The organism is Mycetocola sp. Y171 (assembly GCF_056713165.1).
Window position 1 is genome coordinate 376,349 of the sequence record NZ_JBWYGX010000001.1, and the last position, 21,733, is coordinate 398,081.

General features: G+C 68.0%; 17 protein-coding genes. 8 read left to right on the forward strand and 9 right to left on the reverse strand.

The window, feature by feature from the left end; all coding sequences use genetic code 11:
* Positions 1-7: 7 nt before the first annotated feature.
* The 5 genes from AC1M2K_RS01870 to AC1M2K_RS01890 all read right to left on the reverse strand — a co-directional run bounded on the left by AC1M2K_RS01870 (position 8) and on the right by AC1M2K_RS01890 (position 6,426).
* Positions 8-1,429 (reverse strand): DUF5719 family protein, encoded by a 1,422-nt coding sequence (locus tag AC1M2K_RS01870; RefSeq protein WP_480239614.1) that lies wholly within the window; start codon positions 1,427-1,429, stop codon positions 8-10.
* Positions 1,419-4,514: a glycosyltransferase family 2 protein gene (locus AC1M2K_RS01875; RefSeq protein WP_480239615.1), complete on the reverse strand. Its 3,096-nt coding sequence runs from the start codon at positions 4,512-4,514 to the stop codon at positions 1,419-1,421. Before AC1M2K_RS01875 ends, AC1M2K_RS01870 begins: the two co-directional genes overlap by 11 nt.
* Before the next feature lie 162 nt (positions 4,515-4,676).
* Positions 4,677-4,994 carry a WhiB family transcriptional regulator gene (locus AC1M2K_RS01880; protein ID WP_480237719.1) on the reverse strand — a complete coding sequence of 106 codons (318 nt, stop codon included), beginning with the start codon at positions 4,992-4,994 and terminating at the stop codon, positions 4,677-4,679.
* Positions 4,995-5,205: 211 nt separating this feature from the next.
* On the reverse strand, positions 5,206-6,180 hold the full coding sequence (galE, locus tag AC1M2K_RS01885) for a UDP-glucose 4-epimerase GalE (protein WP_480239616.1): 975 nt from the start codon (positions 6,178-6,180) through the stop codon (positions 5,206-5,208).
* A 75-nt stretch (positions 6,181-6,255) separates the two neighbouring features.
* A complete protein-coding gene (locus tag AC1M2K_RS01890) occupies positions 6,256-6,426 on the reverse strand; it encodes a hypothetical protein (RefSeq protein ID WP_480237721.1) in 171 nt (56 codons plus the stop codon).
* Between the two features lie 91 nt (positions 6,427-6,517).
* Here AC1M2K_RS01890 and AC1M2K_RS01895 point away from each other — a divergent pair, with 91 nt between their 5' ends.
* Positions 6,518-7,486, forward strand: a complete 969-nt coding sequence (locus AC1M2K_RS01895) for a GlxA family transcriptional regulator (protein ID WP_480237722.1) — start codon at positions 6,518-6,520, stop codon at positions 7,484-7,486.
* 9 nt (positions 7,487-7,495) lie between these two features.
* On the opposite strand, the gene manA is transcribed toward AC1M2K_RS01895, so the two are convergent.
* Entirely contained in the window at positions 7,496-8,689 is a 1,194-nt protein-coding gene (manA, locus tag AC1M2K_RS01900) for a mannose-6-phosphate isomerase, class I (protein ID WP_480239617.1), read from the reverse strand.
* Between the two features lie 175 nt (positions 8,690-8,864).
* Here manA and AC1M2K_RS01905 point away from each other — a divergent pair, with 175 nt between their 5' ends.
* The 7 genes from AC1M2K_RS01905 to AC1M2K_RS01935 all read left to right on the forward strand — a co-directional run bounded on the left by AC1M2K_RS01905 (position 8,865) and on the right by AC1M2K_RS01935 (position 18,642).
* Positions 8,865-10,043 carry an acyl-CoA dehydrogenase family protein gene (locus AC1M2K_RS01905; protein ID WP_480239618.1) on the forward strand — a complete coding sequence of 393 codons (1,179 nt, stop codon included), beginning with the start codon at positions 8,865-8,867 and terminating at the stop codon, positions 10,041-10,043.
* An 85-nt stretch (positions 10,044-10,128) separates the two neighbouring features.
* Positions 10,129-10,959, forward strand: a complete 831-nt coding sequence (locus AC1M2K_RS01910; protein ID WP_480239619.1) for an ACT domain-containing protein — start codon at positions 10,129-10,131, stop codon at positions 10,957-10,959.
* Between the two features lie 97 nt (positions 10,960-11,056).
* Positions 11,057-12,589, forward strand: coding sequence for a glycosyltransferase (locus tag AC1M2K_RS01915; RefSeq protein WP_480239620.1), 1,533 nt, complete (start codon positions 11,057-11,059; stop codon positions 12,587-12,589).
* Between the two features lie 145 nt (positions 12,590-12,734).
* Positions 12,735-13,967 (forward strand): lipopolysaccharide biosynthesis protein, encoded by a 1,233-nt coding sequence (locus AC1M2K_RS01920; protein ID WP_480239621.1) that lies wholly within the window; start codon positions 12,735-12,737, stop codon positions 13,965-13,967.
* A complete protein-coding gene (locus tag AC1M2K_RS01925; RefSeq protein WP_480239622.1) occupies positions 13,964-15,307 on the forward strand; it encodes an O-antigen ligase family protein in 1,344 nt (447 codons plus the stop codon). The genes AC1M2K_RS01920 and AC1M2K_RS01925 overlap by 4 nt, the downstream gene beginning before the upstream one ends.
* Positions 15,304-16,638 (forward strand): O-antigen ligase family protein, encoded by a 1,335-nt coding sequence (locus AC1M2K_RS01930; RefSeq protein WP_480237729.1) that lies wholly within the window; start codon positions 15,304-15,306, stop codon positions 16,636-16,638. Before AC1M2K_RS01925 ends, AC1M2K_RS01930 begins: the two co-directional genes overlap by 4 nt.
* Before the next feature lie 90 nt (positions 16,639-16,728).
* The gene (locus AC1M2K_RS01935) at positions 16,729-18,642 is read left to right on the forward strand and encodes a glycosyltransferase (RefSeq protein WP_480239623.1); all 1,914 of its coding nucleotides are present in this window, start codon (positions 16,729-16,731) and stop codon (positions 18,640-18,642) included.
* Positions 18,643-18,705: 63 nt separating this feature from the next.
* Here the strand turns inward: AC1M2K_RS01935 and glf are convergent, their stop codons facing one another.
* The 3 genes from glf to AC1M2K_RS01950 form a co-directional block, all read right to left on the reverse strand.
* Positions 18,706-19,863 carry a UDP-galactopyranose mutase gene (gene glf / locus AC1M2K_RS01940; RefSeq protein ID WP_480239624.1) on the reverse strand — a complete coding sequence of 386 codons (1,158 nt, stop codon included), beginning with the start codon at positions 19,861-19,863 and terminating at the stop codon, positions 18,706-18,708.
* A gap of 105 nt (positions 19,864-19,968) precedes the next feature.
* Positions 19,969-20,400: a hypothetical protein gene (locus AC1M2K_RS01945; RefSeq protein ID WP_480237732.1), complete on the reverse strand. Its 432-nt coding sequence runs from the start codon at positions 20,398-20,400 to the stop codon at positions 19,969-19,971.
* 18 nt (positions 20,401-20,418) lie between these two features.
* Positions 20,419-21,720 (reverse strand): nucleotide sugar dehydrogenase, encoded by a 1,302-nt coding sequence (locus AC1M2K_RS01950; RefSeq protein WP_480239625.1) that lies wholly within the window; start codon positions 21,718-21,720, stop codon positions 20,419-20,421.
* Positions 21,721-21,733 lie beyond the last annotated feature (13 nt).

A 21,733-nucleotide genomic window follows, 5' to 3' on the forward strand; every position in this document is an offset into this window, starting at 1 on the left:
GCGGCGGTTATCTCGGGTAGACGGTGACCGGTGACGCCGACGGATTCGCCGGCTGGATGGCGTATGCGGAGAATCCGGCCGTCCCCCAGTAGCTGACCTGCGCGTGCAGACCGTCTGTGCCGGAGATGTCGTATGCCATCCCCGAGCGGACCGACGCTGCTATCGCCGATCCGGCCGGCACGTCGAGGGTCGTCTCGCCGCCGTTCCGGTCGGTGAGCACGACCTCGGCGTCGTCGGCCGTCGGGTTGAACAGGTGCACTCGGGGACCCTGGCCGGGTGCGACGGCGATCTTCGTGTCGTCGACGAGCGGGCCGGATGCTCCGAACCAGGCGAAGTCGGTGGTCTCCCCTGCCGCTGCCGTCGTGTGGGCGGCGGCGACGACGGGCAGGTCTGACGTGATCTTCACGGCGTAGCTCCCCGTCGGGAGGTTCGTCAGGTTCACTTCGCTGACGATGCCGCCCTCGAAGTCGTAGGTCAGAGGCAGCGGCGCTTCAGCGCCCTGTTCGCTGACGAAGTCCAGGGTGACGCTCGCGGGTTCGGTGCCGGGAACGAGGATGCGGATCGCGGCGATGCGGTCGTCGTATGTCGCACCGACGGCCGTGGGTGCGGAAGCGGCTAGGACGACACCCGGAATCATCTGTTCGGTCGCCGGAGGCGTCGTTGCCGCTGAGAGTTCGACTCCCTCGGGCGTGATGCCCCTGACCGTGCTCTGCTGCAGCACGGCGGAGACCTGGCCGCCTGTGGTCTGCACCCGGATGACCGGGTTGCGGACTCCCGGCACGAAGCTCGCGAGGGAGAACAGGCGCTGTTCGCCCGCGTTGACGATGATGCCCGTTGCCCCTGGGGCTTCGATCTCACCCGTCTCGCTGAAGAATGAGAGGTCGATGACCGCGTCTGCGCGCGTGGGGTTGTTGAGCGAGAGGATGCTCGTGCGCCCGACATCGGTCGATCCGCCCACCAGCCAGCTGTCTGCGCTCACTTCACCGCACGCGGTGGCGGCGAATCCGCTGAGGTCGTCGAGCGCTGCCGCCTGCGACTGGGCCGCGGCGATCGGCGGAGTCCCCTCCCCCGGTTCGCTGGCGACGCTGACGACCGTGGGCAGCCCGAACTGATCCCCGGTGAGATTGTCAGGCGCGGTGAGGGCTGTCTGTTCGGGAGCGGTGTCCGTCGCGATCGCGGCGCCAGGGTTGCCGAACGCGGAGGCGGCGCCGGCTGAGGCGACGTCGTCGCCCTGCCGAAGCAACGGACCCGGGCAGAGGCGCGACTGGTCCGATGCCGTCGGGGTGACCGTCGAGCTCGGGGCGTCGACGGAGTAGACCGGCAGGTCCAGCCGTCCGACGGCGACGATGGAAACGAGCGCGACGGCGATGCCGACCGCTCCGCTGATCACCCGGCCGCTGGTCACGGCGATGCGTCGCTTATCGGCCATGGGAGTTCTCGCTTTCGGCGGGTGAGCCCGGCACAAGGGCGTCAGGCTGTCGGTCGTCGTCGCGGTCTGCGGTCTCGGCGGCGAGGGTGGCGTCGTCTGCGGACTCGTCGGCCACCGCCTGCTCGGCCTCGCGTTCCTCCGCCTCTTCCGACTCGGCGGCCACGCGGAGTTCGACTGCCTTCTCCGCCTCGGCCTCCGCCTTCTGCTCGGCCCTCTCGGCGCGGCTCAGCCGCTGCGCCGGCTCGGCTTCACGCCTGCCGATGGTGCGCGGACGACCTTCGGCAGCGCGTCTCGATGCCGCTGTCGGGATCGACAGGAGCAACGCGAAGCCGAACACCAGCGCGAGGCCGACCAGCACGAGGGTCGACAGGAACGGCACAGGATTGGGGGTCGCCGGTGGCGAGATCTCGCCGTCGAAGCGCCAGAGCGTTCCGCGGTCGGTGAGACCGACGTGCGCGAGCACAGCGTTCGAGTCGAGGGATGTCGCCGCCCGGTTGGTCATCGACTGAGCCGGCCCCGCGACCTCCTCGCCGAGTTCGGTTGCGGCAGGGGTGAGCAGGATGAACTGGACGCCGAAGTCGGTGAGGAGTTCGCTGGGGTCGAGTCCGCCCTGCGAGACGAGGTTGGCGGCGAGGACTGCCACATCTTCGTCGTCTTCGGTCAGTCCGGGGTTGGTCGACACCAGGGTCGACTGATTGTCGAGGGTGTCTCCGATCCCTTCGACGACGCGGGCAGAGATCCCGCCGTCCGGCTGCGGCGTGAGGGTGAGGGTGCGGGTCGCGGGGTTCGCGGCCGCGGCAGCCGTCACGTATGCGGGAAGAGTGCGGCCGTTGCCTGCCGTGATCTGTCCATGGCCGGCGGGGAGGGCTGCGGCCATGGGAACGGCAAGGACGACGGCGAGCACGCCGATGACGAGGGCAGGAACAGCTGCCGTCCGACGGAGGCTGTCGAATCCGACGATGACGGCGCCGACGAGACCGAGCCAGTACAGGCTCAGTCCGGCTCCGGCCCAGATCGAGGTCGGTGCCGAACCGGTGATGCTGACCAGCAGGTGGGTGGCGCCGAACGCCGTGACGAGTCCGAGCAGCCCGACGAAGAGCAGAACAGCCGCGCGCTGGCTCCCCGGAAGGAAGAGGGCGAGCAGCGCCATCACGGCGAGTGGTGCGAGGAGCAGCGGGACGAGGAGGTGGGCGGGCACGCCTGTCAGCCCGATGGCATCCGTCACGCCGTCCCAGCCGGGGTTACCAGACGGGAGGCCGAGCAGGAGCTGCCAGCCTGTCGGGCGGTCGACGACGACGGCGACGCCGGGGTCGGAGAAGAGGCGGAGCCAGTTGCCGCCCACGACGCCCTGCTGCCAGACCAGCGGTGCGAAGAGAGCAGCCGTCGGCAGGATCAGCCAGACCACACGAGCCAGGTGGCGACCCGCGAAAATGAGCGCGAGAAGCCAGATCGCCAGGAGTGCCGGCGCGAGCGACGGCGCGATCGCGATCGTCGCAGCGAGAAGGACGGATGCCACGGCCGCAGAGCCCCACGAGCGGGCGGCGACGCAACCGCTGTAGAACAACCAGGGAAGGAGGAGGTGGACGAGGATGCCGGTGATCTGCCCCGAGACGAGCGCGGAGAGGAAGGTCGGGGCGACGGTCCAGAGCACTGCGGCGACCATGCGGTAGGCGCTGCGCTCGGTGAGCCTGGTGGCCGCGAACCATCCGCCGAGGGTCGCAAGCGGAAGCGCGAGCAGCGTGACGAGGACGAGGGAGTACGACGGGTCCCAGAACGTGATCGTTCCGACAACGGCGAGCACGGCGGAGAACGGGTCTGCTGCGCCTGTGAAGCCGAGGCCGATCTGGCGCCAGCCATAGCCGACGTGCTGCCAGAGGTCGCCGACAGCGGCGGACAACGGAAGGAGGGTGCCCCCTTCGACCGCGGTCGCCGCGAGCAGGTTGAAGAACAGACCGGCGCTGACGAGGGCCGACCCGATCACGAGCCATCCGCCGCCACCGGTGAAGAAGCGGAGGTCGCTGCGTTCGATCGTGTAGACGGCCGCCCCGGATTCCCGGCGGAGCCTGCGGCGTCTTCTCACCTCGCCGAACGGGATCCGCAACGCCTGGAGCGAGGACCAGCCGACAGTCTTCGCCTGACGGAGGTTCCTCCTGGCGCGGAACACCCTGACGGGGCTGAACGCTACCCGGAATGCCGCTGCGATCTCGGAGCCGACGAGATCGGGTTGCTTGCCGATGATGCGGCGGATGCCGCGCAGGATGCCGAGTGGCACGAGGGTGAGCCAGTGCAGCCAGACGACCGCAGCGGGCGCGTAGACGAGCCGGCGGTACAGCTGTGCGCCCCTGGACTGGCGGGCCCGCTTCCGTCGCGCGCCGGGCCTGTTGGACCTCGACGGTCCTGCGATGCCTGCCCCAGCTGTCAGAACCGTCGCAGCGGGTACGACGGTGACACGGTGGCCTGCGAGGCGTGTCCTCGTGCAGAAGTCGAGGGCGTCGTCTGCCGAGCCGAAGGCTGTGTCGAATCCGCCGAGCTCCTCCCACACGGTGTGGCGGACGAGCATCCCTCCTGGCGCGACACCGAGGACATCGCTCACGGTGTCGTGCTGGCCCTGGTCGAGTTCGTTCTCGACCAGGTAGACGGTCGCACCCAACGGGGTCACCGACTCACCGAGAGAGACGATCGTCGACCCGTCGGTCGCATCCTTGAGTTTCGGGCCCGCGACGGCCACGGAAGGCGCGACTTCGATCGCGCCGAGCAGGCGTTCGAGCGCATCCGGCTCCGGTGCCGTGTCCTGGGCGAGCAGCCACAGGAACTCGTCTGCGCTCTCCGGCTGCTCGATGACGCGGATTCCGGCGGTGAGGGCCTGACCGAAGTTCAACCGCTCCCCTGAGGTGACGATGCGGTCGACAGCAGCCTTCTCGAGGGCGAGCGTCGTTGCTGCCGGCGCGGCGCACGCGACGGCGATGACGGCGTCAGGTTGCCTGGACTGGGCGGCAAGCGCGTCGAGGGTGCCCTGAAGGCTGCCGGCGCCGGCAGGGCCGGAGCCGTCATGCACGACAAGGATTACGGTAACTCGGGGAGACATCGCGTCCAGACTATGTCGGGTGCGACGCTCGGCATCCGACTGCATCGGCGTGGCACGATATCGCCACGACCACCGGCGCGAGGCGCGTCAACTCCGACGCGTCAGGCGCCGATCCCGCCTGGACGGGCGACTCCATCTCGGGCGATGCCGGGACGAACGGCCTCAGACGGCGCGCTTCTTGAGCTTGCGACGCTCACGCTCGGAGAGGCCACCCCAGATGCCGAACCGCTCGTCGTTCTCGAGGGCGTATTCGAGGCACTGCGTCCTGACCTCGCAACTCGTGCAGATGCGCTTGGCATCCCGCGTCGAGCCGCCCTTTTCGGGGAAGAATGCTTCAGGGTCCGTCTGCGCGCAGAGTGAATCCGTCTGCCAGGCCAGTGGGTTGTCATCTTCGACAGCCTTGCGAACCCCAGGCACACCCAACTGGACCGGATCAATGAACCAGTCTTCGGGAACACCAGAGCGATATTCAGGTGACATATCTCTCTCCCCACTCAATGCCTGTGCGCCACGCGGCGCTAGTCATAATTACACCCGTGTAGTTCGCTCACGTCAAGTCGCAGATGGTAAACCCTCAACCCCCAATGGAGGGTTCATCCCGTGTTCTCCGGCGTGTCGGGAGGGGAGACGCTTTCGGATTCCGACTGTCGGGCCAAGCGTGGCCCGCCGCTCAGTCTCCTCGCGTCGCGAGCTACGCTCGCGGCGCTCGGACGGTTGAGCGAGCCTGCCACGCACTCTCGACCATCTCGGCGAGCGAGTGCCGCATCTCCCAGTCGAGGTCACGCGCAGCGAGCTCTCCCGAGGCGACGATGCGCGCAGGATCCCCCGGGCGACGCGGCGCCACCTCGGGCGTGAACTCGATTCCGGTCACGTCGCGGACGGCGGTCATGATCTCCCCCACAGAGACGCCGTCGCCCGAACCGAGATTGTAGACCGCCTCGATCGGCTCGCCCGCGTCCAGCCGCTTCGCGGCGGCCACGTGCGAGAGGGCCAGGTCCGCGACGTGCACGTAGTCACGCACGCACGTTCCGTCCGGTGTCGGGTAGTCGTCGCCGAAGATCTTCGGCGAGCGACCGTCGAGGAGCGCGTCGAAGAGCAGCGGGAACAGGTTGTGCGGGCTCGTGTCGTAGACGTCCTGGTAACCGGAGCCGACGACGTTGAAATACCGGAGCGACGTGTGGGTGAGCCCGGCGGCGACGCTCTGGTCCCTGAGGATCCACTCGCCGATCAGCTTCGACTCCCCATACGGCGACTGGGGGTTCTTCGCCGTGTCCTCGGTGACGAGGTCGGTGTCCGGGGTTCCGTACACGGCCGCGCTGGAGGAGAAGACGATCCTGGAGACGCCTTCGTCCGCCATGGCCTGGAGGAGGACGAGGGTCCCCGTCACGTTCTGCGCGTAGGTGTGAAGCGGCCGCTGGACAGAGACGCCCGCGTACTTGAAACCGGCCACGTGCACGACGCCGGTGACGTGGTGCTCGCGGAGGGCGGAGGACACGACGTCACCATCGAGGATGTTCCCCTGCACGAACGGAACTCCTGCAGGGAGGAAGGAATCATGCCCGGAGGACAGGTCGTCGAGGACGACGACGTCCATCCCCTGTTCGACGAACGCACGGACGACGTGGGCGCCGATGTATCCGGCTCCTCCAGTGACCAGCCAGGTCATATTTCCTCCTCGGTGTCGGGCCTCGGACGAAGCCCGACACCGAGCCTAGAGCACGCCTCCCCTGCGGCGAGGGGCTCAGCGGAGGCCGGCCACGAGGGGCCGTCCGAGGGAGTCGGTCTTCTCGTTCGATGCCGGTCCGAAGGTACGTTCGGGCATCCGGCGGAATCCGTCGCGTCGCAGTTCGGCGACGGTGGCGATCGTCGCGAAGACGACCGCGGCCACTATCAGGATCATGAACATCATCATGGCTGTAAATCTATGGATTGCGAGTTCCCGCCAACAGTGGCAGACTTGCCACTATTCGATCCTTTTCTGCCAAAGCTGGAGGCGTCCGGAAATGCTCAAGAAAATCGTGGTCATCGCACTCCCCGAGATGGCGCCGTTCGAGTTCGGCGTGATCTGCGAGGTCTTCGGCATCGACAGGTCCGACATGGGAGGGCCCGCGTTCGACTTCCACATCGTTGCGGCGACACCGGGGCCGATCCGCACGAAACTCGGGTTCGACATCATCGTCACCGAAGGCCTCGACGAGGCCGAGGACGCCGACCTCATCGCCGTACCCGCGTACTACTTCGGAGAGCTCGATCCCCGCACGGTCGAGGTCCTCCGGTCGGCAGAGGCCAGGGGGGCATGGATCCTCAGCGTCTGCAGCGGAGCATTCGCGCTGGCGGAGGCCGGCATCCTCGACGGGAGGCGCAGCACCACCCACTGGATGTACACCGACAGGCTCACCCGCGACTATCCCGCGACGACGGTCGACCCGGACGTCCTGTTCGTCGAGGACCGCCACGTCATCACCGGAGCGGGAACGGCGGCCGGCATCGACGCGTGCCTGCACCTGGTGCGCAAGGAACTCGGTGCAGCGGCAGCGAACGTCATCGCGAGGCGCATGGTCGTCCCCCCGCAGCGGGACGGAGGGCAGGCGCAGTTCATCGAGGCTCCCGTCCACGAACGCCAGAGCGACTCGTTCGCCGGAGTGACGGCCTGGATGCTCGAGAACCTCGCGGACGACCTCCCCGTCGACGTCCTCGCGACGAAGGCGCACATGTCCGAGCGCACGTTCGCCAGGCGGTTCCGCGCCGAGATGGGAGCCACCCCGGCTGCCTGGCTCAACCGCCAGCGTCTGATCAGGTCGCAGCATCTGCTCGAACAGACCGATTTCGGCCTCGAACAGGTGGCCGCTGAAGCCGGATTCGGATCGTCCGCCGTGATGCGTCACCACTTCCTGAAGGTGCTGCACACGACACCCAACGCCTACAGGAACACCTTCAGCTGCACGGGAGAGCCGGCTATGACCGCCGTCTGACCCATGCGGTCAGAGGCGCGTCGTCGCGACGAAGAGTTCCCCGGCACCCGCGACGTTCAGCCGGACCTCGTCCGGGGTGACATATGCGGCCTCACCCTGGCCCAGCTCGATCGTGCCTGACGCCCCGCTGACCATGAGGCTCCCTGCAGTGGCGATGGCGATCGCCGGCCCGGGGAGGTCGATCGCCGCAGGCCGGCCGTCGACAGGGACGATGTGCGCCAGCTCGAAATCGGGGACGTCAGGCCGGTAGACCTCGACGCCGTCAGACGGGCGGGCGGGTTCGAGGTACGGCAGGGGCAGCGGCGTGAAGTCGAGGACGCTGAGGAGCTCCTGCACGTCGATGTGCTTCGGCGTGAGTCCTCCGCGGAGCACGTTGTCGCTCGCTGCCATCAGTTCGACGCCGAACCCGCGCAGGTAGGCGTGGATGTTCCCGGCGGGCAGGTAGAGGACCTCTCCCCTGGAGAGGGTGACGCGGTTGATCAGCAGGGACACGACGATGCCGGGGTCCCCCGGGTAGAACTCGGAGAGCAGCCTCACCGTGTCGACGGCAGGGGTGAGCTCAGCGGATGCCGCGGCGTCGGTGACGGCGGTGACGAGCACGGAGACGTCGTCGCCGAGCAGGGAGGCGACCACCCGGCGGAGGACGTCGGCATCGTCACCGTCGAGCGACTCCCGGAAATCGGCAAGCGCGGCACGTGCCTGGTCCGCGAGGCCCGGGGCGGCGAGCAGCGCGTCGACGTCTGCGGCGGCCTCGGCGACGGGACGGAACCCGCAGAGGGCGTCGAAGGTGGGGCTCAGCGCGAAGATGAGCTCCGGTTTGTGGAACGCGTCCCTGTAGTTGCGGTCGGCGGCTCCGAGCGGGATCCCTGCGGCGTTCTCACGCTCGAAGCCTTCCCTGGCCTGTGCCGGCGACGGGTGCGCCTGCAGCGAGAGCGGAGCGTCAGCGGCGAGGAGCTTGAGCAGGAACGGCAGCCGCGGTTCGCTGAGACCGGCGGATGCCGCGTCGGCGGCGACCCAGTCGGCGAGCGTGTCGTGCCCTCCGGCTGCCCCTGGCGAGAGGATGCGCGCGGGCGAACCAGGGTGTGCGCCCAGCCACAGTTCCGCTTCAGGGGAGCCTGACGGCGTCGAGCCGAGCAGCCCGGCGATCGCGGTGGTCGACCCCCAGGCGTAGTCGCGGGGGGTGTTGGCAATGGGAACGAACACGGACAGGCCTCATCGATCGTCAATGGTGTGCTGGGTTATCGCCACCCTACAAGAGCCGACGTTCAGCAATCGGCCGCGCTTGTCCGTTCGGCCAAGGACGTTGTCGGCCGAACAGCGCATCCCTAGGCTGCAAGGAGTTTTCCGCACGGAACATCCCAGACGCAATGGAGCCAGCATGTCGTTCGAACCCCTCGCCAGCGATTTCTACGGATTCGAAACACTCCTCTCGGCGAGGGAACAGGACGCCCTGATGCGACTCCGCAGCTACATGGAGGGCACCGTCCGCCCGGTCATCAACGACTACTGGGAGCGGGCGGAGTTCCCCCACGACCTCATCTCCTCGTTCATGGGGACCGACGTGGCCCGTTACCCGTTCCCCGAGACCCGCCCGTTCGAGAACACCGCCGTCTTCCGCGGCCTCGCCGCCATGGAGATGGCGAGGGTGGACGCGTCGATGGCCACGTTCATCGGCGTGCAGGAGGGCCTCGCGATGGGCTCGATCAGCGTCTGCGGTTCGCAGGAGCAGCGGGACGAATGGCTCCCGAAGATGGCGTCGGGTGAGGTGCTCGGCGCATTCGGCCTGACCGAACCGCTCTCGGGCAGTGACAGCGCCAGGGGTCTGCGCACGACGGCCACGCGCACGGGAGACTCGTGGACGATCAACGGGGCGAAGCGCTGGATCGGCAATGCGACGTTCAGCGACATCACGATCATCTGGGCGAAGGACACGGCCGACGACCAGGTGAAGGGGTTCATCGTTCCCACCTCGACGCCCGGCTACACGGCAACGAAGATCGAACGCAAGATCGCCCTGCGCCCTGTGCAGAACGCGGACATCACGCTCGAGGACGTCGTCGTGCCCGAGAGCATGCGTCTGCAGAACTCCCGGTCGTTCCGGGACACCGCGAAGGTTCTCCGCCTGACCAGGGCGGCAGTGGCCTGGTCGAGCGTCGGAGTATCCGTCGGTGCGTACGAGGCAGCGGTGGCCTACGCGAAGGAGCGCGAACAGTTCGGCAAGAAGATCGCCGAACACCAGCTCGTCCAGGATCTCCTCGCCAGGTGCCTCGGAAACATCACGGCGTCGATGGCGTTGTGCGTCCGGGTCTCCCAGATGCTCGACGAGGGCACGCAGAAGGACGAGCACTCCGCCCTGGCGAAGGGCTTCTGCACGTCGAAGATGCGTGAGACGGTGGCGTGGGCACGCGAGTCGATGGGCGGGAACGGCATCGTGCTCGACTACGAGGCCGCGCGGTTCTTCGCCGACGCCGAGGCGCTCTACTCCTACGAGGGCACCCGCGAGATGAACGCACTGATCGTCGGCCGCGCCATCACCGGCAAGGCCGCATTCGTCTGATCCGTCCCCGCAGGCGTCCGAAACGCTCACGCAGTCGGAACAGGACGGAAACGCGGCCGAAACGGCGCGCGGGTCACTATGGAACATGACCCAGAGAACCGGAAAGGCCGCACAGGCTGATCTCCGCTGCGAGGCGTGCGGACAGCTCCCTGAGGCGCCGCGCGTGAGGCTCACCGTCGCAAACATCGCAACGGTTCTGCCGATCGAGCTGCTCGTCCATGCCGTCGTCCTGCAGACGGGTCTGCCGTACCTGGCCAAGGTCTCCGTCCTGGCCCTGAGCGCGACAGCCCTCGTCATCTGGGTCGCGGAACCGTCGGTCAGGCGGATGCTCCGTGCCTGGCTGCACGCGGGCGAACTGACGAGGCACCGGAGGCTTCACAGCTCGCCGTCTCTCTGGCGCGCCCGCCTCGTCGTCCCAGACGAGCCCGGCGCTCTTCAGCGCATCACGCGCGCCCTCGCCCGTCTCGACGTGAACATCCTCAGCATCCAGACTCAGCCGCTCCAGGAAGGGACGCTCGACGATCTCGTGGTCGGGGCCCCCCACGGTCTCACGGGCCACGACCTGGAGACCGTGCTCCTCGGCGCAGGCGGCCGCGAGGTTCTCGTGTCGCCGACGACGCCCGTCTCGCTCACCGACGGCCAGACCCGGGCGCTGAACCTCGCCACCCGGGTCGTCGGCGATCCGACAGACCTTCCCGGCGTCCTCGCGGAACTGCTCGGCGCCGACCAGGCGGCTGTCGGCCTCTCCTCCGCCGAGGTTCGGGCGCATCTGGCGGACGGCACCATGCTCAAGGTGCCGTCGCCATCCTCGGGGGTCCTGCTCTTCCACCGCAGGGGCGTGCCGTTCACGCCCGTCGAATCGGCTCGGGCCCACCGGCTCGCCGAGCTCGCCGAGATCTCCGAATACACCAGGTGACCGGCCAGGGGCAACCAATTGGTGTGCAGGATGCCGCCCTGACAGAATTCGGGAGTGGACGGCGACCGCCGGATCCGCACGACACAGAGGGGGACCTGTGAGCGCGCGCGTGCGACTCCGCCCCGGATGCCATCTCGCGGTGAGCTGGGGAATCGCCGACCAGTTCGGCGGCATGACAGCGGCGCTCCTGCACCGCTCCCGCGCCTTCGTGAGGCTGGGTGGCGTCGAGGTCGACGTCGTCACGTTCGACCTCCGACCGGACTACCCCGCCGTCGCCGAGCGGCTGCGGACCGCAGGTGAACTCATCGACGGCATGCGGCTGCACAACCTCTGGGACTGGCTGAGGGATCACGCCCCGTCCGTCGACGCGGATGCCGCCGATGCGGCGGCTCGCGCCGTGTTCACGCCGCTCGGCGTCGACCCGGCATACGGATCCGAATGGCGTGACGGCCGGGAGATGACCCGGATCCGGTACGCCGATGACGGCACCACCCAGCTTCAGGTCGACCACTATCGCCTCGACGGCAGCCTCGCCGCATCCGACCGTCGTGACGTCCGCCGTCGCGGAACGACCGGGGGCCGCTCGATCGTCTGGTGCGACAGGGCCGGCCGGCCCCTCCGTCGGTGGACGCAGGCCCGCTCGCTCTACCGCTGGTGGCTCGACCGTCTCAGGGACGACCGCCCGACCACTCTCATCGTCGACAGCAAAACCAGCGCCCGGTTCCTCCTCGGCTACCGGCGCCGTGGCCTCCTGACCTTCCACGTCGTCCATGCCTCACACCGGCAGGGCAAGGAGGGGACGGCAGTGCGGGCGTCACGCGCCGACGTGTTCGGGTCCCCGGACGGGTTCGACAGGCTCGTCTTCCTCACCCAGCGCCAGCGCAACGACGCCAGGGAGCTCCTCGGGCCCGACGCCCCGCTTACCGTGATCCCCAACAGCAGGACCATGGCTCCCGGCGGGCCGACGCCGGCGCCAAGGGACGCCGGGCGAGGCATCGTCCTCGCCTCGCTGGAGAAACGCAAACGCGTCGACCATGCCGTCCGCGCCGTCGCGAACGCCTCATCTCCTGCGACCCTCGACATCTTCGGAGACGGGCCCGAACGACACCGCGTCGAGCGCGCAGCGGCCCAGGCACCCGGTATCACCGTCCACGGCTACCGCGCCGACGCGAGCAGCGAACTCGGCCGGTCATCGTTCCTCCTTCTCTCGTCCAGGAGTGAGGGCTTCCCCCTCGTCCTCGTCGAGAGCATGGCGAGCGGATGCCTCCCCATCGCCTACGACATCCCCTACGGCCCAGCCGACATCATCCGCAACGGGCACAACGGATTCCTCGTCCCTGCCGGCGACGTCGCCAACCTCACCGCAGCCGTCGACCACCTCATCGGGCTCCCCGCCGAGCAGGTCGCCGCGCTCAGACGCAACGCGGTGCGCACGGCCGCCCGCTTCTCCGACGACGCGGTCACCGCCAGATGGGCACGGGAGATCGACCGTGCCGCCGTCGGGAGAGGGATCCCGCCTGCCGCTCCCGTCCGCGCGGTGACCTTCCGCCTCCGGCGCGGAATCGCCAGGCGCGTGCGGCTCCTGCGGCAGCGGTCGAACCGGTCGGGCGAGGCCGCAGGTCGGGGCTGAGGCGACACGTCAGGCCGACCGACTGCGCACGGCGGTCGGTACAGCCACGCTCGCCTATACTTGCGACGACCCGAGGCGGATGCCGCCCCATTGTCGAGCCCGGCCGCTGCGGCCAGAATGGCGTGGATGCTGTGAGAACACCGTGGTGAGCCGGCGGCGCCTGCTGAGTTTCACTGGCGGCTACGGGGCATCCGTCATCATCAGCGGCGTCATCAGCATCGCCGTCCTGCCGGCCATCATCATCCTCGCCGGCGAAGCGGCGTGGGCTGAGATCGCGGTCGCCCAGGGCGTCGCCGGGTTCGCGTACGTCCTCGTCGTCTTCGGCTGGGGGGTGACGGGACCGACTGAGGTGGCGAGCCTGCCGCCCGAGTCGCGGGGCCGTTTCTACCTCGACTCCCTCGTCAGCAGGTGCTGGCTGCTGCTCGTCGTGCTTCCGCCGACGATCGTCGTCGCGCTCCTGTTCAGCACCAACTATCGCCTGATCGCAGCGATGACCGTCGTCACCGGGCTCGTCGCCGCGCTGTCCGGTGCCTGGTTCTTCGTCGGTGAGGCCAGCCCCGGGCGATATTTCGTGCTCGACACGATCCCGAAGAGCATCGGCACGCTCGCGGGAGCCGGCCTGCTCTTCGTGACCAACGACGCGCTCTGGTTCATCGTGGTGCAGGGCCTCGGCTCGGTCACGGCCATCGCGCTGAGCACGGCGAGCATCGCGAAGCGCTATCCGGGCTGGGTACGTGACTTCTCGCCGCGCAGCGCGTTCCGCCGGTTGTCCGGCCAGTCGGCCGCCGTCGCCATGTCTGCGACGAGTGCCGTCTATGTCAACCTCCCGATCCTCATCGTCGGCGCGTTCGCCGGCACCCAGGCCACGGCGGCATACGCCCTCGCCGAGCGGCTCATGCGGTTCGCCCTCATGGCGACCCGACCGATGGTGCAGGTGGCGCAGAGCTACGTGCCGTCGAAGGACCTCGACGACCAGGCCCGCCGGTCACGCGTGGTCATCAGGATCGCCGTCGCCACCGGCATCCTGGGCGGCCTCGCCTTCGCGGTGGCCACCCCGTGGATCGTCGTCCTCTTCTCCGGCAGCGGACTGGCGATCTCGTACGCGCTCTCGATCCCCCTCGGCGTCGCGCTCGGCGCCATGCTCGTCTCCCAGATCACCGGCTTCGCCTGCCTCACGGCGTTCGGTCTGACCAGGGCGCTGGCGACGAGCACGATCGCCGGCGCGATCAGCGGCGCGATCCTTCTCGTGCCGCTCATGCTCCTGTTCGGAACGCCGGGTATCGCCGCAGGACTCGCCGTGTCCGAGATCGTCGTCCTCGTCGTCCAGCTGGCGAAGCTTCGGCCGTTCCTCTGGCAGCGCGATACCCTGACTGCATGACCTCGCCGACCGTCGCGCCTCCCGAAGCGCTCTCGACTCCGCGACTGTGGGCGTCCGGCATCGGTACCCTCGCCCTCTTCGTCGCGCTGGCCGGCGACGCCGTCAGACACCTGCTCGGCCTGTGGGGCTTCGTCGCCGTGTGCTTCGTCGTGGTCGCGGCGTGCCTGACCATGGTCGTGATCCTCAAGCCACGTGGGGACCGCCGCCTGGTTCCGAAGGCACTTGTCGCGTTCATCGGGTTCGCCATCCTCTCGATCGCCTGGTCCGCCTACCCCGGCGCTAGCGTGTTCACCCTGACCGGCATGCTGCTGTGCACGATCGTCGGTGTCTTCCTCGCCCTCGCCTTCGACTGGCCCGAGGTCGTCAGGATGTTCTCCAACGCCATCAAGTGGGTCCTGGCGCTCTCCCTGCTCTTCGAGCTCTGGGTGTCGATCGTGGTCCGAGATCGGGTGCTGCCGTTCTGGGTGGATTTCGGGGATGACCCCCCTCTCCTGGCCTTCTGGTCGCGCAACCTGCTCTTCGACGGCGGCAAGATTCAGGGCATCCTCGGAAACTCGAACCTGCTCGGCATCATCGCCCTGTTCGGCCTGATCGTGTTCAGCCTGCAGTGGGCGGCAGGGACCGTGCGCCGCCGGTCGGCGATCCCCTGGCTCATTATCGCCGCCGCCGTGTTCGCCCTCACCCGGTCGAGCACGATGATCATCGCCGCTGTCGTGGTCGTGCTCGTGCTCGCGGCGGCCCTGCTCATCCGCAACGCCGGCACGCCGGCCGGACGCACGCCCGTCTACCTGGCCTTCGCCGGCGTCGTGGTCGCGGCAGCAGCGGGCGTCGCACTGTTCAGCGAGCAGGTGCTCGGCCTGTTCGGGAAGAGCGACGACCTCACCGGCCGCCTCGACATCTGGCAGACCGTGATCGGCGCCGCGGCAGAACGGCCGTGGTTCGGCTGGGGATACTCGAGCCCCTGGGTGCCGTGGGCAGAACCGTTCACCGACCTCGTCGTCCGCCGCGGGGTGCTGCAGCTGCACGCGCACAACGCCTGGCTGGACGTCTGGTTCCAGCTCGGCATCGTCGGGCTCGTCCTCTTCGCCGCTCTTCTCGTGAGTGTGACCTGGCGGTCCTGGTTCGCCGCCGTCGACCGTCCCCGCGCCGGTCTCGATGATTCGCTCCCCTACTCGCCGCTGTCGCTCCTGCCGATCCTCCTGATGACGGTCCTGCTGGTCCAGAGCCTCGCCGAGAGCCGCATCCTCATCGAATCCGGCTGGGTCCTGCTCGTTCTCCTTGCCGTGGTCACCAAACAGCAGAGGGTCGCTGTTCCCTCCGCCAGGGCAACCAGGCGATGAGCACCGGCCGCGGACTCCCTGCGCACCGGTTAGCCGCGATCGAGAAGACCATGGGTTCAGCGCCCGTGGCGCAGGCCCTCGCCTGGTGCATCATCGGTGTGGCGTTCGGGGCGCCTGCGATCCGCAGGGTCATCGGAACTCCCGGCCTCGTCGCCATGCTCGTCACCCTGGTCGTCGGCGCCGCCGTCGTTCTCATCGCCAGGAGGCAGTACCTGGACTGGCACGGCCTGCTGCCGCTGTCGATCATCGCGTTCATCGCGTGGTGTGCCGTGTCCGTGGCGTGGAGCGGGTACCCGACCGACTCTCTCGAGGGCGCCTTCAACCTCGCCGTCTACGCGTTCCTCGGCCTCACCGTCGCCCTCACCAGGGACCTCATCCAGATCGTGCGCACGACGGGCGCCGTCCTGCGTGTGCTGCTGACGGCATCGCTCGCGCTCGAGGTCGCGAGTGGCATCATCTTCGACCAGCCGATCGGCTTCCTCGGAATCGAGGGGCTGCTCGCGAACGGCGGGCCGATCCAGGGCCTGTTCGAGACCCGCAACCTGCTCGGGATGGTCACCTCCATCGCCCTCGTCACCTTCGTCATCGAATGGCGCACGCGATCCGTGCCCAAACCGGTCGCCAGGTATTCGATCACGATCGCCGTGCTCTGCCTGCTGTTCAGCGGTTCGCCAGTGACGCTCATCGTGGTCCTCGTCCTCGCTGTGGCTTCGGCGGCGCTCTACGGCCTCAGGCGGGCCCGCCCTGAGGCACGCCGCCTGCTCCAGGGGGCACTCCTCGCCGTCGGCTCGATCTCGCTCATCGTCGTCTACCTGCTCCGCACCCGCATCATCGACCTCCTCAACGCCGGCAGCGAGTTCGAGGTGCGCTACCGGTTGTGGCTGAGCGTGTGGAACTACATCCAGATCCATCCGCTCGAGGGCTGGGGCTGGACCGGCAGCTGGCAGACCGACGAGCCGCCGTTCAACTACATCATCTGGACCGTCGGCCGCGAGCACACCTCTGCGCTCAACGCGTACCTCGACGTGTACCTGCAGGTCGGTCTCGTCGGAATCTTCGCCTTCGTTCTGCTCTGCGGCTTCGCGTTTCTCCGCAGTTGGCTGCTCGCATCCAACCGCCGCAGCACGGTGTACGCCTGGCCGGCCCTCGTCCTCGTCGCGCTCCTCGCCACCGGTATGACCGAGAGCTTCCTGCTCAGCGAGTCCGGCTGGCTCCTCCTCGTGATCTGCGCGGTGAAGGGGTCGCAGGGCATGAGCTGGCGGTCCAGGCTGCCCGAGAAACCGCCCCAGGCGCAGGGTCCGGGCGCCTCGCACCCTGAGACTCTCGACTGACCCTCACAGGTGCTGCGACTAGGCTCGTCGAGGCGCAACGCGTCGAACGGAATCTCGATCAACTGCAACGAACACGGAGTCGAAAAAATCGTGACTGGCTGGTCCACCCTGCAAAACGTCGTCTTCTCCACCGATGGCGACCCCGACGTCCTGCCGCTCTATGCGGACCCGGAGACGTGGACGCAGATCGGCGGGGAGACCGTCAGGATCAGTGAGAACGCGCACATCGAGGACGTCCTCTCCCGGTCGAGCATGCGCATCCCCGCCGGACGCCGTATCTCGTTCGCGAGCTACTTCAACGCTTTCCCCGCCTCGTACTGGCAGCACTGGTCGAACGTCCGCTCGGTCCGCCTGACCGTGACGACGACCGGGGAGGGCACCGTCCTGGTGTTCCGCTCCAATTCGCAGGGGATCCAGCAGAGCGTGACATCGCGCGCCGTCAGCGGTACGTCCGAGACCGTCGTCGACCTGCCCGTCACGTCCTTCGGGGACGGCGGGTGGTACTGGTTCGACATCGTCGCCGAGAACGAGCCCGTCATCCTCGAGCACGGCACGTGGGCGACGGACGCCCCCGAGGTCACCACGGGCAAGGTCTCCCTCGGCATCACGACGTTCAACAAACCGGACTACTGCGTCGAGACGCTGGCGACCCTCGAGTCGAGCGCCGAACTGCTCCGTGAGATCGACCGCATCTTCATCGTCGACCAGGGCGACCAGCGGGTTGCTGACGAAGCGGCGTACCCTGAGCTCGCCTCGCGACTCGGCGACAAGCTCGAGATCATCACCCAGTCGAACCTCGGCGGTTCAGGCGGATTCGCCCGGTCGATGGCAGAGACCCTCGACCGCCCGGAGAGCGACTACGTGCTGCTCCTCGACGACGACGTGAAAGTGGAGCCGGAGAGCATCCTGCGCGCGCTGCGGTTCGCCAGGCACAGCCGCCGTCCGACGATCGTCGGCGGGCACATGTTCGACCTGCTCGACCGACCGGTGATGCACGCGTTCGCCGAAGTCATCGACCCGGTCCCCTTCGTCTGGCAGACCCAGTTCAAGGACAACTTCCCGCACGACTTCCGCGTGTCGAACCTCAGGCAGACCCGGATGCTCCACGCCCGGATGGACTCGGACTACAACGGCTGGTGGTTCTGCCTCATCCCGACCGCCGTGATCCGCAAGGTCGGCCTCTCGTTGCCGGCCTTCATCAAGTGGGACGACGCCGAGTACAGCCTCCGCGCCCGTGAGCACGGCTTCCCGACCGTGAGCTTCCCCGGTGCCGCACTCTGGCACGTCTCGTGGATCGACAAGGACGACGCCATTGACTGGCAGGCCTACTTCCACGCCCGCAACCGCTTCGTGGCCGCCCTGCTCCACTCGCGCCACAAGCGCGGCGGCAAGCTCCTCAAGGACAGCAGGCGGTGGGATCTCAAACACCTCCTGTCGATGCAGTACTACGCCGTCAACCTGCGGCACCAGGCCCTCGTCGACATCCTCTCCGGGCCCGACCACCTCCACGCCACGATGCCGACCCAGCTCGCCGTCCTGCGCAAGGAGGCCGGGTCATTCCGGGAGAAGCAGGTGCTCCGCACCGACGACGAGACGCCGATCACGAACCAGGGCAAACAGGTCTACGAGGCTCCGTCAGGCACCCAGCAGGCCAAGGGACCCCGTGGTGTCCCCCTTGTCGCGTTCACGGCCAGGATGGTCGCCAGGCACTGGCTCACCGACCCGAGCGAACGTGACAGGGACCGGCCCCAGGTGGAACTGTCGAAACGCGATGCGACCTGGTTCCGCTCACCCGCCTTCGACAGCGCCCTCGTCTCGACCGCTGACGGGTCAGGCAAGGTCTGGTACACCCGTGACCGCCGTGCCTTCCGCCGGATGCTGCGCGAGAGCATCCGCCTGCACAAGGAGATCGGCGACAAATGGGACGAGCTGTCGCGCCAGTACAAGAACGCCCTGCCGACGATCACGTCCGTCGACGAGTGGCGGAAGACCTTCGAGAAGTAGGACCTAGTCGGAACACACGCGAAACCGCGCCGGGCGAAACTCAGCCCGGCGCGGTTTCCTGCGTTACGCGCCGCCGAGGGCTGCTGAGAGCTTGTTGTTCCACATCGACAGCGCCGAACCGATGGCCATGTGCATGTCGAGGTACTGGTATGTGCCGAGGCGTCCGCCGAACCAGACGTCCTTCTCCCCCGCCTGCAGCTCACGATAGGCGAGAAGGCCGGCGCGGTCGTCCGCGGTGTTCACCGGGTAGTACGGCTCGTCGTCCCTCGTGGCGAAGCGGGAGAACTCCCGCATGATGATCGTCTTGTCGGTCGGGTAGTTGTCCCGCTCGGGGTGGAAGTGCCTGAACTCGTGGATGCGTGTGTACGGCACGTCGGCGTCGGCGTAGTTCATCACGGGGGTGCCCTGATAGTCCCCGATCGGCAGCACCTCCTGCTCGAAGTCGAGGGTGCGCCAGGACAGCTCCCCTGCCGAGTAGTCGAAGTACCTGTCGACAGGTCCGGTGTAGACGACAGGGACCTGCCCGACGACGGCGGCCTTGTTGATCGGCTGGGACTCGTCGAAGAAGTCGGTGTCGAGCCTGACCTCGATGTTCTTGTGGTCTGCCATCCGCTCGATCCACGCCGTGTAGCCGTCGACCGGGAGGCCTTCCCAGGTGTCGCTGAAGTACCGGTTGTCGTAGTTGTACCGCACGGGCAGCCGCGAGATGACCTCGGCGGGGAGGTCGGTCGGGTCTGTCTGCCACTGCTTGGCCGTGTAGTCGCGGATGAACGCCTCGTAGAGCGGGCGCCCGATCAGGGAGATGCCCTTCTCCTCGAGGTTGGCCGCGGTCTTCGAATCGAATTCGGATGCCTGCTCGGCGATCAGGGCGCGTGCCTCGCCCGGCGAGTACGCGGCCGAGAAGAACTGGTTGATGGTGCCGAGGTTCACCGGCAGCGGGTACACGACGCCCTTGTGGTTGGTGTAGACCTTGTGCTCGTAGTTCGTGAACTCCGTGAACCTGTTGACGTACTCCCACACCACCGGGTTCGACGTGTGGAAGAGGTGGGCGCCGTACTGGTGCACCTCGATCCCTGTCTCCGGGTCCGCGGCGCTGTAGGCGTTACCGCCGATGTGGTTCCTGCGGTCGATGACCACGACCCGGCGTCCGAGCTCCGCTGCGCGCTCCGCGATGGTGAGGCCGAAGAACCCCGATCCGACGATGACGAGGTCTGCATTCACGTGGGGGGCTCCTCAGCGGATCAGTGCGCGGGCGCGCGGTCAAAGCCCCAGCCTAACAATCGGACAGCCGGGAGCCGAACGCGGGCGGCTCAGGGACCGGTTCTGCTACTCGTTGGGTGACTCTTCGATCACGGGCGCGTCCGGCGTACCTGAGATGGCGCAGGAGAACTCGGCCGGTACCGCGTCTGAGCCCGTCGGGGTGAACGTGCCGGCGAGGAAGACGTACCAGAGGCCGCCGTTCAGCTGCGTTGTGCCTGGCGAGTCCCAGTCGAAGTCGGCCGGCTCGTAACCGTTCTCCTCGGCCCAGGTCGCCTGGAAGTCGACGCACACCTCGGTGAGCGCGACAGGCGTCCACTCCGCGGGCGTCGAGGTCGCCGGAGGGGTTGTCGCCGTGCTTGTCGGTGTCGGCGTCGTCGTCGATCCCCGCGGGATCGTGGAGGTCCTGGTGGGCTCAGGCGCCGGGCTCGAGCATGCCGTGACCGCCAGTGCGGCGATCAGCAGGAGCCCTGCGATCGAGAATGTCCTGACGTTCCTCACGGCGTGACCCCGTTTCCCCTATTGTGCTCCGCCGCCGCCGATGACGAGCCGGGGAGTCCCGACCCATGCCTCGGGGCTGGTGGAGTTACGACCGTCGACGAGAAGGCGGATGCCGGGAAGGTCGGCGGCCGTGAGTGCCTTGTATTCAGCGTGGTCGGCCTGGACGATGGCCAGGTCGACCGGCTCGCCGACCGCGTACGGCGTGAACCCGAACCGGGCGAGCTCTTCGTCGGTGTACAGCGGGTCATGCACGAGCACGGTCGCGCCGCGGGACGCCAGCGCCTCGACGGTCGGGAACACACCGGAGAACGCGGTCTCCTTGACTCCGCCGCGGTAGGCGGCACCGAGGACGACGGCACGCAGGCCCGTCAGGTCGCCGAGGACGTTCGCTGCCTGGCCGACGACGCGTTCAGGCATCGACGCGTTCAGCGTCCTGGCCGTGCGGACGATCTCGGCGTTCTCGTCCGTGGAGAGGTAGAGGCGCGGGTACACGGGGATGCAGTGTCCCCCGACGGCGATGCCCGGGCGGTGGATGTGGCTGTATGGCTGCGAGTTGCACGCGTCGATGACCGAGTAGACGTCGATGCCGACCTGGTCGGCGAAGATCGCGAACTGGTTGGCGAGTCCGATGTTGACATCGCGGTACGTGGTCTCGGCGAGCTTGGCCATCTCAGCGGCCTCAGCAGAACCGAGGTCCCAGACGCCGTTCGGCCGCGGAAGGTCGGCTCGCTCGTCGAAGGTGAGGACCGCGTTGTAGAACTCGGTGGCGCGGGCAGCGCCTTCGGGGCTGAGGCCACCGACGAGCTTCGGGTATTTCTTCAGGTCGGCGAAGACGCGGCCGGTGAGGACACGCTCCGGCGAGAAGACGAGGTGGAAGTCGGTCCCCTCGACGAGGCCAGACCCTTCCTCGAGCATGGGCTTCCACCTGGTCCTCGTCGTGCCGACCGGAAGCGTGGTCTCGTAGGAGACGAGGGTTCCGGGGGTGAGGTGTTCGGCGAGTGAGCGTGTCGCGGCATCCATCCACGCGAAATCGGGGGCCCAGGTCTCGTCGTTGACGAACAGGGGCACGACGAGCACGACGGCATCCGCCCCGGGGATGGCTTCGGCGTAGTTCGTCGTGGCGCGGAGTCGGCCGGCTGGGACCAGCTCGGAGAGCTTCTCCTGCAGGTGGTCTTCCCCTGGGAACGGCTCGATCCCCTGGTTGACGAGGTCGACGGCCGACGGGTTGACGTCGACTCCGATGACCTCGTGCCCCGCGTCCGCGAACTGGACCGCGAGGGGAAGGCCGATTTTTCCGAGGGCAACTACCGCAATACGCATGGACTCAATCCTA

Excerpts from the sequence above, each read along its gene's own strand:
- AC1M2K_RS01925 (WP_480239622.1), top strand. The coding sequence starts at position 13,964 with ATGACCTCGCCGACCGTCGCGCCTCCCGAAGCGCTCTCGACTCCGCGA.
- AC1M2K_RS01880 (WP_480237719.1), bottom strand. The coding sequence starts at position 4,994 with ATGTCACCTGAATATCGCTCTGGTGTTCCCGAAGACTGGTTCATTGAT.
- AC1M2K_RS01890 (WP_480237721.1), bottom strand. The coding sequence starts at position 6,426 with ATGATGATGTTCATGATCCTGATAGTGGCCGCGGTCGTCTTCGCGACG.
- galE (WP_480239616.1), bottom strand. The coding sequence starts at position 6,180 with ATGACCTGGCTGGTCACTGGAGGAGCCGGATACATCGGCGCCCACGTC.
- AC1M2K_RS01895 (WP_480237722.1), top strand. The coding sequence starts at position 6,518 with ATGCTCAAGAAAATCGTGGTCATCGCACTCCCCGAGATGGCGCCGTTC.
- AC1M2K_RS01905 (WP_480239618.1), top strand. The coding sequence starts at position 8,865 with ATGTCGTTCGAACCCCTCGCCAGCGATTTCTACGGATTCGAAACACTC.
- AC1M2K_RS01930 (WP_480237729.1), top strand. The coding sequence starts at position 15,304 with ATGAGCACCGGCCGCGGACTCCCTGCGCACCGGTTAGCCGCGATCGAG.
- AC1M2K_RS01875 (WP_480239615.1), bottom strand. The coding sequence starts at position 4,514 with ATGTCTCCCCGAGTTACCGTAATCCTTGTCGTGCATGACGGCTCCGGC.
- AC1M2K_RS01910 (WP_480239619.1), top strand. The coding sequence starts at position 10,129 with ATGACCCAGAGAACCGGAAAGGCCGCACAGGCTGATCTCCGCTGCGAG.
- AC1M2K_RS01950 (WP_480239625.1), bottom strand. The coding sequence starts at position 21,720 with ATGCGTATTGCGGTAGTTGCCCTCGGAAAAATCGGCCTTCCCCTCGCG.
- AC1M2K_RS01870 (WP_480239614.1), bottom strand. The coding sequence starts at position 1,429 with ATGGCCGATAAGCGACGCATCGCCGTGACCAGCGGCCGGGTGATCAGC.